At 71.5% G+C, this 13,783-nt stretch carries 14 protein-coding genes; 3 read left to right on the forward strand and 11 right to left on the reverse strand.

What is annotated here, in order from left to right; all coding sequences use genetic code 11:
* Positions 1–17: 17 nt before the first annotated feature.
* The gene (gene glpX, locus I4J89_RS09325; RefSeq protein WP_230858638.1) at positions 18–1,094 is read right to left on the reverse strand and encodes a class II fructose-bisphosphatase; all 1,077 of its coding nucleotides are present in this window, start codon (positions 1,092–1,094) and stop codon (positions 18–20) included.
* A 49-nt stretch (positions 1,095–1,143) separates the two neighbouring features.
* Here glpX and I4J89_RS51440 point away from each other — a divergent pair, with 49 nt between their 5' ends.
* Positions 1,144–2,028 (forward strand): DUF4245 domain-containing protein, encoded by an 885-nt coding sequence (locus tag I4J89_RS51440; protein ID WP_309238244.1) that lies wholly within the window; start codon positions 1,144–1,146, stop codon positions 2,026–2,028.
* Positions 2,029–2,064: 36 nt separating this feature from the next.
* Here I4J89_RS51440 and I4J89_RS09335 read toward each other — a convergent pair whose 3' ends face one another.
* From I4J89_RS09335 to I4J89_RS09350, 4 genes are read right to left on the reverse strand one after another with little or no spacing between them, the layout of a single operon-like run.
* Positions 2,065–2,268, reverse strand: a complete 204-nt coding sequence (locus I4J89_RS09335) for an exodeoxyribonuclease VII small subunit (RefSeq protein ID WP_196413472.1) — start codon at positions 2,266–2,268, stop codon at positions 2,065–2,067.
* A complete protein-coding gene (gene xseA, locus I4J89_RS09340) occupies positions 2,268–3,506 on the reverse strand; it encodes an exodeoxyribonuclease VII large subunit (protein WP_196413473.1) in 1,239 nt (412 codons plus the stop codon). Before xseA ends, I4J89_RS09335 begins: the two co-directional genes overlap by 1 nt.
* A gap of 9 nt (positions 3,507–3,515) precedes the next feature.
* Positions 3,516–4,076, reverse strand: coding sequence for a hypothetical protein (locus I4J89_RS09345; RefSeq protein ID WP_196413474.1), 561 nt, complete (start codon positions 4,074–4,076; stop codon positions 3,516–3,518).
* Positions 4,073–4,558 carry a hypothetical protein gene (locus I4J89_RS09350; RefSeq protein WP_196413475.1) on the reverse strand — a complete coding sequence of 162 codons (486 nt, stop codon included), beginning with the start codon at positions 4,556–4,558 and terminating at the stop codon, positions 4,073–4,075. Before I4J89_RS09350 ends, I4J89_RS09345 begins: the two co-directional genes overlap by 4 nt.
* A gap of 88 nt (positions 4,559–4,646) precedes the next feature.
* Between I4J89_RS09350 and I4J89_RS09355 the strand changes: the two genes are divergently transcribed.
* Entirely contained in the window at positions 4,647–5,621 is a 975-nt protein-coding gene (locus tag I4J89_RS09355) for a 4-hydroxy-3-methylbut-2-enyl diphosphate reductase (protein ID WP_196413476.1), read from the forward strand.
* On the opposite strand, the gene I4J89_RS09360 is transcribed toward I4J89_RS09355, so the two are convergent.
* Entirely contained in the window at positions 5,614–6,747 is a 1,134-nt protein-coding gene (locus tag I4J89_RS09360; protein ID WP_196413477.1) for a DNA recombination protein RmuC, read from the reverse strand. The two genes, I4J89_RS09355 and I4J89_RS09360, sit on opposite strands and share 8 nt — an antisense overlap.
* 54 nt (positions 6,748–6,801) lie before the next feature.
* Here I4J89_RS09360 and I4J89_RS09365 point away from each other — a divergent pair, with 54 nt between their 5' ends.
* Complete coding sequence (locus tag I4J89_RS09365) at positions 6,802–7,494, forward strand: hypothetical protein (protein WP_196413478.1); 693 nt, start codon at positions 6,802–6,804, stop codon at positions 7,492–7,494.
* Between the two features lie 7 nt (positions 7,495–7,501).
* Here the strand turns inward: I4J89_RS09365 and I4J89_RS09370 are convergent, their stop codons facing one another.
* From I4J89_RS09370 to I4J89_RS09390, 5 genes are all read right to left on the reverse strand, one after another.
* Positions 7,502–8,053, reverse strand: a complete 552-nt coding sequence (locus I4J89_RS09370) for a hypothetical protein (protein WP_196413479.1) — start codon at positions 8,051–8,053, stop codon at positions 7,502–7,504.
* Between the two features lie 66 nt (positions 8,054–8,119).
* Entirely contained in the window at positions 8,120–10,657 is a 2,538-nt protein-coding gene (gene valS / locus I4J89_RS09375; RefSeq protein ID WP_196413480.1) for a valine--tRNA ligase, read from the reverse strand.
* 43 nt (positions 10,658–10,700) lie between these two features.
* On the reverse strand, positions 10,701–11,369 hold the full coding sequence (locus tag I4J89_RS09380) for a Pr6Pr family membrane protein (RefSeq protein WP_309238245.1): 669 nt from the start codon (positions 11,367–11,369) through the stop codon (positions 10,701–10,703).
* Positions 11,370–11,637: 268 nt separating this feature from the next.
* Positions 11,638–12,135 carry a methylated-DNA--[protein]-cysteine S-methyltransferase gene (locus I4J89_RS09385; RefSeq protein WP_196413482.1) on the reverse strand — a complete coding sequence of 166 codons (498 nt, stop codon included), beginning with the start codon at positions 12,133–12,135 and terminating at the stop codon, positions 11,638–11,640.
* A 118-nt stretch (positions 12,136–12,253) separates the two neighbouring features.
* Positions 12,254–13,738, reverse strand: a complete 1,485-nt coding sequence (locus I4J89_RS09390) for a DNA-3-methyladenine glycosylase 2 family protein (RefSeq protein WP_196413483.1) — start codon at positions 13,736–13,738, stop codon at positions 12,254–12,256.
* Positions 13,739–13,783: the final 45 nt, after the last annotated feature.

A 13,783-nucleotide genomic window follows, 5' to 3' on the forward strand; every position in this document is an offset into this window, starting at 1 on the left:
GCGGACCTGCCGGTTGATCAGCCGAGCGGGACCGTCGGCAGGTGGCCGTCGAAGTCGACGGCGGAGTAAAGCGCCAGCTTCTCCAGGCGGTGGTAGGAGTCGATGACGCGGATCGTGCCGCTCTTGGAACGCATCACGATCGATTGGGTGTGCGCACCGCCGGCGCGGTAGCGGACGCCCTTCAGCAGGTCGCCGGAGGTCACGCCGGTGGCCACGAAGAAGCAGTTGTCGCCGGTGACCAGGTCGTCGGTGGTCAGGACCCGGTCGAGGTCGTGGCCGCCGGCCAGCGCCTTCTCACGTTCCGCGTCGTCGCGCGGCCAGAGCTTCGCCTGGATCATGCCGCCGAGACACTTGAGGGCGCAGGCGGCGGTGATGCCTTCCGGCGTGCCGCCGATGCCCATCAGCACGTCGACGTCGGATTCGAGGCGGGCCGCCGAGATGGCGCCGGCGATGTCGCCGTCGGAGATGAACTTGATATTCGCGCCGGCCTGCCGCACCTCCTCGACCAGCTTGGCGTGACGCGGACGGTCCAGGATGCACACCGTGACGTCGGAGACGCTGGACCGCTTCGCCTTGGCGATGCGGCGCAGGTTCTCGGTGACGCCGGCGTCGATGTCGACGACGTCCGCACAGTCCGGGCCGACGGCGATCTTGTCCATGTAGAAGACCGCGCTCGGGTCGAACATGGCGCCGCGCTCGGCGACCGCGAGCACCGCCACCGCGCCCGGCATGCCCTTGCTCATCAGCGTGGTGCCGTCGACCGGGTCGACCGCGACGTCCACCTCCGGGCCGGTGCCGTCACCGACCTGCTCGCCGTTGAAGAGCATCGGCGCTTCGTCCTTCTCGCCCTCGCCGATGACGACGACACCGCGCATCTGGATCGAGTTGATGAGCTTGCGCATGGCATCGACGGCGGCACCGTCACCGCCGTTCTTGTCGCCACGGCCGACCCAGCGGCCGGCCGCCATCGCGGCGGCTTCGGTCACACGGACCAGGTCGAGGGCGATGTTGCGGTCGAGGTCCTGGGGGACTCGGGCGGGCACGGCGGCCTCCTCGCGACGTTGCGGGGTTGGATGGTTACCCGATCCTGGCATTAGAGGCCGCGCCAAGTCTCTGTTCAGCGACATGGTTAACAATGGGTTGGTGGAACCCGCATCGCCCCCGCAGTCCCAGCCCACCGTGCCGCAGCCTGCCGTGCCGCAGTCCGCCGGGCCGCAGTCCGCCGCTGACCCTGAACCCGCAGGCCGCGCCGAACCGGCCGCCGCCGGCGTGTCGGCGTCCGGTGATGGTCAGCAGGCTTCCAGCAGCGGGCCGGAGGGTGGCGGTGGGCCGCTTGCCGACGGCGGGCCGGAGGGTGGCGGTGGGCCGCTTGCCGGTAGTGGGCCGCTTGCCGACGGCGGGCCGGAAGGTGGCGGCGGGCCGGTTGCCGGTAGCGGGCCGGTCGCCGGCAGTGAGCGGGGCGCCGGCAGCGGGATGGTTGCCGGCAGCGGGGCGGTTGCCGCGCCGGCGGCGCCGCGGCTTGCCGCGCGGGAGGCTCGCCGGCCGCGTGACATGTTCCTCTCGCTGGCGGTCCTGCTGGTGCCGATCGCGCTGATGCTGACCTTCTACCGGGTGATGCTGGACGGCGACAAGCCGATCACGGTCGACCCGGCTCCCGCGTTCCAGCAGGCGTCGCAGGAGTTCGCCGTCGCGCAGCCCGCCGGGCTGGGCGACGACTGGCATGTCTCGTCGGCCACCGTCCGGCACGAGAACGGCGGGGTGACGCTGCGGATCGGTTACGTCGACCCGGACGACGACCCGATCCTGATGGTGCAGAGCACGGTCCCGGCCGCCACCGTGGTCCCGGCGGAGGTCGGCAAGGAGGGCAAACGGATCGGCGCCTTCCGCACCGAGGAACGGACCTGGATGCGTTACTCCGGCCGGCCCGGCGAAACCGCCCTGATCTTCACCGAGACGAACCGGACGATCGTCATCGTCGGCAAGACCGACCAGAAGAACCTGGACACGCTCGCCGCCGCCCTGTCCTGACGGTCGCCGTCCCGGCCCGCCGCGCTGGGCCGAGCGCTACTGGTCGGTGCGGGCGGCCCGGGCCGCCTCGATGCGGTCGCGGGCGCCCTCCAGCCAGCGCTGGCAGACGTCGGCCAGTTTCTCGCCGCGCTCCCACAGCGCGAGGGAGTCCTCCAGACTGCCGCCGCCCTGCTCCAGCCGCTCGACCACGGTGGCCAGCTCCGTGCGGGCCTGCTCGTAGCTGAGGTCCTCGTCGCTCATCAGCTCTCCTTTACCGCTGCTTGCAGCTCGCCGTCGGCGAGCCGGATCCGAAGAAGGTCGCCGGCCGCGACCTCGTCCGCGGCGCGGACGACGTGGCCGTCAGGGCGTTGCACGATCGCGTAGCCGCGTTGCAGGGTCGCCGCCGGCGACAGCGCGCGCAGCCGGGCCACGGTGTGCCGCAGGTCGTCGTCGGCGCGGCGGACCCGGTGCTCGAAGCTACGCCCGGCCCGGTCGCGCAGCGCGGTCACCTCGGCGGCGCGCTGGTCGATGAGCGACTCCGGCCGGGCCAGCACCGGCCGGGAACGCCACGCCTCGATCCGCTGCCGCTCCCGGTCGATCATGCCGAGCACCGCCCGGTCCAGCCGGGCCCGGGCGTGCTCCATCAGGCGCAGCTCGTCGGCGAGGTCCGGCACGATCCGTTTGGCCGCGTCGGTCGGGGTGGAGGCGCGCAGGTCGGCGACGTAGTCGAGCAGCGGTGTGTCGGTCTCGTGGCCGATCGCGCTGACCACCGGGGTCCGCGCACCGAACACCGCCCGGCACAGCGCCTCGTCGGAGAACGGCAGCAGGTCCTCGACGCTGCCACCGCCCCGCGCGATCACGATGACGTCGACGGTGTCGTCGTGATCCAGCACCTTGAGCGCGTCGATGATCTGGGGCACCGCGCCCGGACCCTGCACCAGCGCGTGCAGCACCCGGAACTCCACGGCCGGCCAGCGGCGCCGCGCGTTCATCAGCACGTCGCGCTCGGCGGCGCTGCCCTTCCCGGTGATCAGCCCGATCTTGCCGGGCAGGAACGGCAGGCGCCGCTTGCGCTCCCGGGCGAACAGGCCCTCCGCGGCGAGCAGCCGTTTCAGCTTCTCCAGCCGGGCCAGCAGCTCACCGAGACCGACCTGGCGGATCTCGTCGGCGCGCAGGCTGAGCGTGCCCCGGTTGGGGTAGAACTCCGGCTTGGCGTGCAGGGTGACCCGAGCCCCCTCGGCCAGCTCCGGAGCCCCGGCGTCGAGCACGTCGCGGTGCGCGGTGACGGTCAGGCTCAGATCGGCGGACGGGTCGCGCAGGGTCAGGAACACCACGCCGGAACCGGGCCGGCGGCTGATCTGCGCCACCTGCCCGTCCACCCAGACCCAGCCGAGTTTCGCGATCCAGGCCCCGATCTTCTGGCTGACCACGCGCACCGGCCACGGCTCGTCGGGTGTGCTCTTGACCGGGCCCTTGTCAGGTTCAGTCGGCTGTGTCACCGGGCCAGACTACGTAAGCCCCCCGACATTCTCGTCGGTGCGATCCGGGGTGGCGGCGTACGCGTATGCCTCGGCATGCCCGCCGTAACGGGTCAGATCGACCGGCGTACGCCGCTCCGGCATCCGCCGCTCCACCACGGCGACCAAGGTCAGCAGCACCAGTCCCACGCAGCCCCAGAAGATCACGTCGATGACCAGGTACTTCGGGTCCACGTGCGTACCGGCCCCGGTCCCGAGGAACGGAAAGGGATAGCCGCGCCGCCGCGGGTACGCCGCCATGCAGCACCGCGCGGACTCCGGCAGCGCGCTTAGTCCCAGTCCGGCGAGCGCCACCGGCCAGGCGACGAGATGACCGGCCCGGCTCGAGTTCAGCTTGTGCCGGGTCAGCAGGAGCACCCCGCTGACCGCCAGCACCACGTGGAAGAGCAGATACTCCGCGGTCAGCCCGCCGTCCATCTCGACGGCCAGGTCGAGCAGCCCGATGCCGAGGAAGAACCAGCCGGTCATCACCCGCAGCACGGCCGGGATCGAGGGCCACAGGCCGGCGCCGCGCGCGTCCTCGCCCCTCATGAATCGAGTATCTCGCCCGTTCTGTCCTTTCCGCGGAGAAACCGGCCGATCACCACGGCGACGATCAGCCCGGCGTACGCCCAGACGACCAGGTCCGCGACCAGCCGCAGGACGTCGATGCCCCACCCGTCGGCCTCGGCCAGCAGCCGCGCCTGGCCGGGGTCGTCGGCCACCGCACCGCGATACAGCCACGCGAACGGCCAGCCCCGGTCCTCGGACCAGGCGTACATGCCGCCGAGCGAGGCGGAGTGCGAGGCCAGGCCGACGACCGCCCCGGCCAGTCCGGTCACCGCGGCGACGATCCGGGCGAGGCGGGCCGGCACGCCCAGCCGATGCCAGGCCAGCAGGGCCAGCCCGCCCGCGGCGACGACCGCGCCGATGCCGACATCAGTGGCCGAATCCGTGGACAGGTTCATCACCAGCCAGAACGTCCCGGCCAGAAAGCTCAGGGCGCCGACGGTCACCCGTTCCATGGAGGCCATGTGGTGAGTTTCACCGATCATCGCAAGCCGCCGTGTGGTGCTGATCGCAGAGAAGCGGCCGGGGGAACCGGCCACGTACCATGGCCGGGTGACTGAACCTCGTAAGCGGGTGTTGCTCGCCAAGCCGCGTGGCTACTGCGCCGGCGTCGACCGCGCTGTGCAGACCGTCGAGGAGGCGCTGAAGCTCTACGGCGCCCCGGTCTACGTGCGCAAGCAGATCGTGCACAACAAGCACGTGGTGAACACGCTTGAAGCCCGCGGGGCGATCTTCGTCGAGGAGAACTACGAGGTGCCCGAGGGCGCCACCGTGGTCTTCTCCGCGCACGGCGTGGCCCCCGAGGTGCACGAGCAGGCGCGCGAGCGCAACCTCAAGGCGATCGACGCCACCTGCCCGCTGGTGACCAAGGTCCACCACGAGGCCAAGCGGTTCGCCGCCGAGGACTACGACATCCTGCTCATCGGCCACGAGGGGCACGAAGAGGTCATCGGCACCTCCGGCGAGGCTCCCGCGCACATCCAGCTCGTCGACGGCCCCGACGATGTGGACAACGTCGTGGTCCGCGACCCGGCCAAGGTCGTCTGGCTGTCACAGACCACCCTCTCGGTCGACGAGACGATGGAGACCGTCGCCCGGCTCAAGACCCGGCTGCCGCTGCTCCAGTCCCCGCCCAGCGATGACATCTGCTACGCCACGTCCAACCGGCAGCACGTGATCAAGGAGATCGCCCCGGACTGCGACGTGGTGATCGTGGTCGGTTCGACCAACTCGTCGAACTCGGTGCGCCTGGTCGAGGTCGCCCTCGGCGCCGGTGCCCGGGCCGGGCACCTCGTCGACTACGCGTCCGAGATCAAGGACGAGTGGCTGGAGGGCGCCACCACGGTCGGCGTCTCGTCCGGTGCGAGCGTCCCGGACGACCTGGTCATGGAGGTGCTGGCGCACCTCGCTTCACGCGGCTTCGGCGAGGTCACCGAGTACACCACCGCTGAGGAGCGCCTGACGTTCTCCCTCCCGCAAGAGCTGCGCAGGGACATGAAGGCCGCGGCTGCGGCGAAAGCTAGCTGAGCTCGGGCGCCTGCGGCTGGCGCGGTGTCAACTCCACCTGTACGGGCGGCGGCAGCTCGTCGTCCGCGACGCCCATCTCGGCCAGCTTGCGGGCGCTCACCAGCACCCGCGACTCCAGCGATCCCACCGCCCGGTTGTACGCGGTGACCGCCCCGCCCAGCGCCGAACCCAGCTTGTCCACGTGGTCACCGAGGGTGGACAGCCGCCCGTACAGCTCGCGGGCCAGGCCGTGCACCGCCGCCGCGTTGCGGGTCAGCGCCTCCTGCCGCCACGAGTAGGCGACGGTCCGCAGCATCGCGATCAGCGTGGCCGGCGTGGCCAGCACGACGTCGCGGCGGAACGCGTACTCCATCAGCGTCGGATCCCGCTGCAGCGCCGCGTCCAGGAACGGGTCGGCGGGCACGAAGAGCACCACGAAGTCCGGTGTCGAGTCGAACGCCGTCCAGTACCGCTTGCCGGACAGCGAGTCCACATGCGCCCGCAGGTGCCGGGCGTGCTGGTCCAGGCTGGCATCACGTTCCGGCTCGTTACGGGCCTCCATCGCCGTCAGGTACGCCTCCAGCGGCGCCTTCGCGTCGACCACCACACTGCGCCCGCCGTGCAGCCGCACCACCAGGTCGGGCCGGACCCCCTGGTGATCGGTGGACGCGGTGACCTGCTCGGCGAAGTCGCAGTGCTCCAGCAGGCCGGCCGCCTCGACGACGCGCCGCAACTGGTGCTCTCCCCACCGGCCGCGCACCTGCGGGGCCCGCAGCGCGGCGACCAGCTGACGGGTCTCCATGCGCAGCTCGCCGGAGACCACACCCATGGCCCGCACCTGTTCCCGCAACTCCGCGTACGCGTCCACCCGGTCGTGCTCGAGTTGGGCCACCCGCTCCTCGTACCGTCGCAGGGTGTCGTGCAGCGGAGCCACCGCCCGGGCGACCGCCTCCTGCGACTGCGCGGTCGCCTCATAGGACAGTGCCCGCAGTGATTGCTCCAGCCGCTGCTCCCCGTCGCGGGCCGCCGCGAGGGTCGCCTCCAGCCGGGCGATGTCGGTGGCGGCGCGGGTGCGGGCGGCCAGCCAGCCCAGGGCGGCGCCGGCTACCAGGCAGACGAGAATCACGGCCAGTGTCGAGAAGGTCACCACCGCAGATTGCCAGACAGGTCGTACATGACCGGCGGGGGTACCGTGGAAAACATGACGAGCGTGTTGCTGATCGTGGCCATTGTGGCGGTGGTCGTGCTGGTCATCGCCGCGACACAGCGCACCGGCCAGGCGCGCCGGCAGACCCAGCTCGAGGACGCGCGCGCCGAGGCGCAGCGCTGGTACGAACGGCTCGGCGGCCAGGTGATGAACCTGAGCTCCGAGGACCCGGCGGCCCGCCAGGCGCTCGCTGACGCGAGCGAGCGATACAACGCGGCCGGCGGCCAGCTTCAGCAGGCCAATACGGTACGGCAGTACGAGCTGGCCCGGGAGTCGGCGCTGGAGGGGCTCGCGTACGTGCGGGCGGCCCGGACCGCGATGGGCATCGACCCGGGCCCCGACCTGCCGCAGCTCGCCGGCTCGCAGGGCACCGGGCAGCTCACCCAGGAACGTGAGGTCACGGTGCAGGGGCACGCCTACAAGGCGGGGCCGCGGCCCGGAGCGGACACGCCGTACTACTACCCGGGCGGGCGGGTGCAGGGCCGACCGGTCCCGGCCGGGTGGTATTCGACGCCGGTGTGGAAGACGGCGCTCGGCGCGGGCGCCGGAGTGCTCGGCGGCATGCTGATCTTCGACGCGCTGTTCTCGCCGGGCTTCGGTGACTTCGGCGGTGACGTCGGTGACGTCGGTGACGCCGGCGATTTCGGCGATTTCGGCGGCGACTTTGGCGGCGACTTCGACTTCTGAGCCTCGTTCAGGCTTTGCCGGCGGCGCGCATCCGACGGTCCAGTTCCCGGCGCAGCGCCCGCGGACTCGGCCAGATCTGGGTCAGGTCGGCGGTGAACGCCGGACCGCGCGCGGTGTCGACCAGCAGCGGCTCGCCGTGGTCGGCGTCCTGGACGGGGTGGACGCTGTCCAGGTCGGCCGGCACCACTTCGAGCACGGTGCGCAGACCGTCGCGGCGGATCACCACGGCGGCGACGTCCGGCCAGGCGAGCAGGATCGGGTCGCTGTCCTGGGCGGCCAGCTCGAGGCCGCCGGCCGAGACGCGTACCCAGGTGGGCAGCGCCGCACGCGCGGAGAGCGCGTAGGCGCCGGCCACCGTCGCGCCGATGACCACCGCCTGGAGGGCGGTGACCCACCACGGGTCACCGGAGTCGCCGGCGATCCATCCGACGATGGGTGAGACAGCGAGATAGGCCACCATCAGTGCCGCGAACACCATGATGAAGGTCCGGGCCGGCGAGGACCGGAACAGCACCGCGTCCCGGGCCGGGGCCTCGACCTGCTCCGGTGCGATCGACATACCCCCTATGGTGGACCAACCGATGCCCCCGTCACCGGCGTTTCACCAGGTAACGGGGGCGTGCGGTCAGAACGCGCAGGCGATCACGAGTTCCGTGGTGCGGTCCCGGAGCAGGTCGAGCTTGGTGATCCGGCCGGCCGCCCGGAAGTCGCCGTCGATCAGCTCCAACCGGTCGAGCAGTGCCGCCGGCCCGAGCGCCTCGGCGAGCGGCACCTCGGTCTTCATGGAGACCTTCCGGTCCGACTTGGCCCGCCGGACCTGGCGCAACGCCTCACCGGCGAGGTCCAGCAGCGACGGATCGCTGTCCGGCGCGACCCTGGTCAGCTCATACTTCGTCGGCCAGGTGGCGCGGTGCACGGAACCGTAACGCCACCAGGACCAGACCTCCTCCGTCACATACGGCAGGAAGGGCGCGAACAGCCGCAACTGCACCGCCAGCCCGGCCGCGAGTGCCGCCCGGGCCGAGTCGGCGCCCGGTCCCGACCCGTAGGCCCGGTCCTTGACCAGCTCGATGTAGTCGTCGCAGAACGTCCAGAAGAACGTCTCGGCCGTCTGCAGCGCATCGGTGTGCTGGTACTGCTCGAAGGCCGTGGTCGCCTCGGTCAGCACCTCCGCCAGCCGGCCCAGCATGGCCCTGTCCAGCGGCTCGCTGACCGGCTGCCGCAGCGCCTCGGCCGCACCCAGACCGAGCGCGAACCTCGACGCGTTGAGCAACTTGGTCGCCAGCCGCCGCCCGACCTTGAGCTGGGCCGGTTCGAACGCCAGGTCGGCACCGGGACGGCCGCTCGACGCCCAGTACCGCACCGCGTCGGAGCCGTACTGCTCCAGTAGCGCGAGCGGGGTGACCACGTCGTTCCCCTGCGACTTGGAGATCTTCTTGTGGTCGGGGTCCAGGATCCACCCGGACAGGACCGCCCGCTGCCACGGCAGCACATCGTTCAGCTGGTCGGCGCGCAGCACCGAGGAGAACAGCCAGGTCCGGATGATCTCCTGGCCCTGCGGCCGCAGGTCCATCGGGAAGACCCGGCGGTGCAGATCCTCGTCGGTGCTCCAGCCGGTGACGATCTGCGGGCTCAGCGACGACGTCGCCCAGGTGTCCATCACGTCGGGATCGGCGGTGAACCCGCCGGGCTTGTCCCGCTGTGACTCGGTGAAACCGGGCGGACACTCCGACGAAGGATCGATCGGCAGCGCCGAATCGTCCGGTATGAGAAGCTGGTCGTAATCCGGCTCGCCAGCGTCGTCGAGCCGGTACCAGACCGGGATCGGCACCCCGAAGAACCGCTGCCGGCTGATCAGCCAGTCCCCGGTCAGGCCGGTGACCCAGTGCTCAAACCGGTGGCGCATGCTGTCCGGAACCCAGTCCAGTTCCCGGCCGCGCGCCAGCAGACGATCACGCAGCTCGGGATCGCGCCCACCGTTGCGGATGAACCACTGCCGGCTGGTGACGATCTCCAGCGGCGAATCGCCCTTCTCGTAGAACTTCACCGGATGCGTGACCGGCCGCGGCTCACCCAGCAGATCGCCGGACTCCCGCAGCAACCGGACCATCTCCCGGCGGGCCGCGTTGACGGTCAAACCGGCGAAACCCTGATAGGCCGCCACCGGGACACCCGCCGGCCGGTCAGCCAGGAACCGCCCGTCCCGGCCGAGAACGACCCGGGTCTCCAGGCCGAGATCACGCCACCAGGTCACGTCGGCCAGGTCGCCGAACGTGCAGACCATCGCGATACCCGTACCCTTGTCGGCCGCCGCCAGCGGATGCTCCCGGACCGGGACCTCCACGTCGAAGAACGGCGTCCGCACCGACGTGAGACCGGCGAACCGCGGGTCACCGGGGTGATGGACCAGAGCGACACACGCCGGCAGCAACTCCGGCCGCGTGGTGTCCACCTCGACCGGGCCGTCCGGCCCGTGGAAACGCAGCCGGTGGTACGCCCCCGGCCGCTCCCGGTCCTCCAGCTCGGCCTGCGCGACCGCGGTCCGGAAACCGACGTCCCACAGCGTCGGTGCCTCCGCCGTGTACGCCTCCCCGCGAGCCAGGTTGGCCAGGAACGCCCGCTGCGAGACAGCCCGCGCCTTGTCGCCGATCGTCGTATAAGTCAACGCCCAGTCGACGGAGAGGCCCAACCGCCGCCACAACGCCTCGAACGCCTTCTCGTCCTCAACCGTCAACCGGCCACAGAGCTCGACGAAGTTACGCCGCGAGATCGAGACCGGCTGCTTCGGCGGGGTCGCCGCAGGCTGCCACCGCGGGTCATAGGGCAGCGTGGGATCGCAGCGGACCCCGAACAGGTTCTGCACCCGGCGCTCGGTGGGCAGCCCGTTGTCGTCCCAGCCCATCGGGTAGAAGACCGTCTTGCCGCGCATCCGCTGGAACCGGGCGACCGTGTCGGTGTGCGTGTAGGAGAAGACGTGCCCGACGTGCAACGAGCCCGATACGGTCGGCGGAGGTGTGTCGATCGCATACACATCCGCCCGCTCCTTGGAACGGTCGAACGCGTACGTCCCCTCCTCCTGCCAGCGCGGCGCCCACTTGTCCTCGAGCCCGTCCAGTGACGGCCGCTCGGGGAGACCGTGGCGCCCGGTTCCCGTATCAGTCATGCCGGTCAGCGTAGGGCCGCCGCTTCGTTTCCGGCGAGCCTTTTCAGGCGGCTGTGGACAACGCTTCGGCGCTGGTCGGACGGGACAACCGGGCGCCGAGCCGGTCGATGCCGATGAGCAGCGCGCCGAGCACGGCGAAGTAGACGGCCAGCGTCAGCATCTGCACCGCCACCCCGTCGTAGCCGCCGTGCAGCGCCGGATCGAGGAACGGGTACGGATACCGGTTCGGCGCGGCGGGGAACAGGATCGCGCGGAACACCGACGTCACCCCGTACCCCAGCGGGAAGAGCAACCACAACGGAAGATCGCGCCACGGCGCCAGGCGGCGCGGCCCGAAGGCCGCCCAATCCGCCACCACCATCACCGGAACCACGTAGTGCACCAGGAACAGCGACCAGTTCGCCAACGCCGTGCCCGGATCCGGGTCGGCGAGGCCGGGCAGCGGGCTCGCCCCGTGGTTCAGGACGAAGTGCGAGATCAGGCACGTGATCAGGATCCACAGCGTGACCGGCCCGCGCAGCCGGGGCGCGGGCGCCTCGACGGTACGCCGCCGCACCATCCAGTAGAGCGCCCCGGCGAAGTAGCCCAGCACGATCAGGTTGCTCTGGCACGTGTAGAAGACGATGCGATGCTCACCGGTCAACAGCCCGGCGGCCGCGCAGACGACGATCGCCGTCCGCCACCACAGTTGAGGCCTGAGATAGAACGGCACCGCATCCTCCATGTCGCCGGGCCGATCATGGTAGGACTTCCTTCATCGGTACGCGTCATCGCGGTGTTCCCGGGACCGCCACGCGATCCGGTCAACGGCCCGGGCCGCGCCGCGACCGCCGGGCTCAAGCAGCTGGTCGCGGCACCTGCCCCGAGCTTCAGCCCGGCGGCCGCGTCACCCCCGGCCCGGCAGCCGGATCGCGCGGTGGAGGCAGCACCCCGTAGCTGGGGTTGATGACCCCGCTGACTCGTACTCTGAAAAAGAGTGCTCAGCCGGCGGCCTCGTGCTCGAGCAGCCATGCCTTGACCGGCAGGCCCCACCGGTATCCGCCGAGCGATCCGTCCGTGCGCAGCACCCGGTGGCACGGCAGGATCAGCGCAACGGCGTTGCGTGCGCAAGCGGCTGCCGCGGCGCGGACCGCCGCCGGGCGGCCGGCCAGATCGGCATAGCGGGTGTAGGTGACCGGGTCGCCCGGCTTGATCTGCCGCATCACGTCCCACGCGTGCCGCATGAACTGGCCGTCGGTGTGCTGCTCGACCGGGACCCCGTCCAGCGCGGTCAGGTCACCGGCCAGATAGTCACGGACGGCGGCACGCACCGGGCCGACGTCGTCGTCCGCCTCCACCGGGGCGCGCAGAGCCGGATGCACCAGTCGCATCAGCTCCGGCACGTCGGCGGTGAAGCCGGCGGCACGGACGGCGCCCCCAGCGGTGGTGATCACGGTGAACGGGCCGACAGGGGTGTCCATTGTCGAATGACGAAGCATCACTTTCTCCTCACACGGGGGATCCAGCGTTGCCGATCGCGCGCGATCTTGCGCGCAGGGCTGTGGACAACGCGGGAATGTGGACAACGGTCCGCGCGGGTCTCGGCGCGGGTAGGTTTCAAGCCGCCCGCCAGAGGCGGATCAACGCGTAGGAACGCCAGGGACGCCAGCGTTCTGCGTGCCGGGCCAGGGATCGGGGGGTGTCGGGAAGGCCGAGTGCCGCGGCGCCGCGGCGGGCGGCCAGATCGGTCTCCAGGAAGACGTCGGGGTCGCCGGTGGCGCGCATGGCGACGTATCCGGCGGTCCACGGGCCGATGCCGGGCAGTTCGGTGAGGCGCGCGATGGTTTCGGCGCGGTCGGTGCCGGGTTCCAGGTCGAGTTTGCCGTCGGCCACCGCCTCGGCGAGGGCCCGGATGGTGGCCCGGCGGGCGGCGGGCATGCCGAAGGCGGAGTCGGGGAGTGCGGCGACCGTCTCGGCCGCCGGGAATCCGGTGAGCGGCCCGGCAGCCGCGGAGGAGGAGGACTCGGGGGAGGGGGAGGGGCCCTCGGCCCGACCTCCGGCGGCATCGGCGGCATCGGCGGCCCGCAGGATCCGATGCAACGTGGTCCGGGCCCCGGCCACACTCACCTGCTGCCCGACCACGGCCCGAACGGCCATCTCGAACCCGTCGACCGCCCGTGGCACCCGCACACCCGGCTCGTCCCGCACAACCGCCGCCAACGCCGGATCGCCGCCCAGCATCGCGTCGACCGCGACCGGATCCGCGTCCAGGTCGAGGAGCCGCCGGCATCGGGCCACCGCCGGCGCCAGGTCCCGCACGTCGCTGAGCCGCAGGGTCGCGTGCACCCATCGCTCGCCCGGCCGCAGCGCGATGCTCGCGCTGCCGTGCGGCAAGAGCATTCCCCGGCGGTACGTGTCTCCGTCCAGTTCATCGACCCCCGGCAGGGTCCGCGCCCCCAGGAACTCCAGCAGCGACGCGGCATGCAGCGGCGGCCGGTACGCCAGCCGCAGGTTGATGACTCCCGCCTCGCTCCGCCCGACCGGCCGCTTCTCGCGCAGCTGGCTGGGCGACCCGGCATACACCTCGAGCATCGTGTCGTTGAACTGCCGCACGCTGCCGAACCCGGCCGCGAACGCGATGTCCGCGAGCCCCAGGTCGGTCGTCTCGACGAGGATCCGGGCGGTCTGCGCCCGCTGTGCCCGGGCCAGTGCCAGCGGACCCGCCCCGAGTTCGGCGGTCAGCATCCGGTTGAGGTGCCGTTCGGTGTAGCCGAGCCGGCTGGCCAGCCCGGACACTCCCTCCCGGTCGACCACCCCGTCGCTGATCAGCCGCATCGCACGCCCGACCGTGTCCGCGCGGGTGTCCCACTCGGGTGAGCCGGGCGCCGCGTCCGGGCGGCACCGGCGGCAGGCGCGGAATCCGGCCCGCTGGGCGGCGGCCGCGCTGGGGTGAAACGTGACGTTCTCGCGCTTGGGGGTGACCGCCGGGCAGGACGGCCGGCAGTAGATCCCGGTGGTTTTCACCGCCGTGTAGAAGCATCCGTCGAACCGCTGGTCGCGGCTGTCGACGGCGCGGTAGCAACGCTCGAAGTCCAGCTCCATGCCTTGAGTCTGCTCCGCCGGAGACCGGTTCGGCTGGCGGGATTC

It is taken from the genome of Actinoplanes aureus (genome assembly GCF_015704865.1).
GTDB classification, from domain to species: Bacteria; Actinomycetota; Actinomycetes; order Mycobacteriales; family Micromonosporaceae; genus Actinoplanes; species Actinoplanes aureus.

Bases quoted from the DNA above. Each gene is read 5' to 3' on its own strand.
- glpX (WP_230858638.1), bottom strand. From the start codon at position 1,094: ATGCCAGGATCGGGTAACCATCCAACCCCGCAACGTCGCGAGGAGGCC.
- I4J89_RS09335 (WP_196413472.1), bottom strand. From the start codon at position 2,268: ATGAGCGACGAGGACCTCAGCTACGAGCAGGCCCGCACGGAGCTGGCC.
- I4J89_RS09345 (WP_196413474.1), bottom strand. From the start codon at position 4,076: ATGAGGGGCGAGGACGCGCGCGGCGCCGGCCTGTGGCCCTCGATCCCG.
- I4J89_RS09350 (WP_196413475.1), bottom strand. From the start codon at position 4,558: ATGGCCTCCATGGAACGGGTGACCGTCGGCGCCCTGAGCTTTCTGGCC.
- I4J89_RS09365 (WP_196413478.1), top strand. From the start codon at position 6,802: ATGACGAGCGTGTTGCTGATCGTGGCCATTGTGGCGGTGGTCGTGCTG.
- I4J89_RS09370 (WP_196413479.1), bottom strand. From the start codon at position 8,053: ATGTCGATCGCACCGGAGCAGGTCGAGGCCCCGGCCCGGGACGCGGTG.
- valS (WP_196413480.1), bottom strand. From the start codon at position 10,657: ATGACTGATACGGGAACCGGGCGCCACGGTCTCCCCGAGCGGCCGTCA.
- I4J89_RS09385 (WP_196413482.1), bottom strand. From the start codon at position 12,135: ATGCTTCGTCATTCGACAATGGACACCCCTGTCGGCCCGTTCACCGTG.
- I4J89_RS09390 (WP_196413483.1), bottom strand. From the start codon at position 13,738: ATGGAGCTGGACTTCGAGCGTTGCTACCGCGCCGTCGACAGCCGCGAC.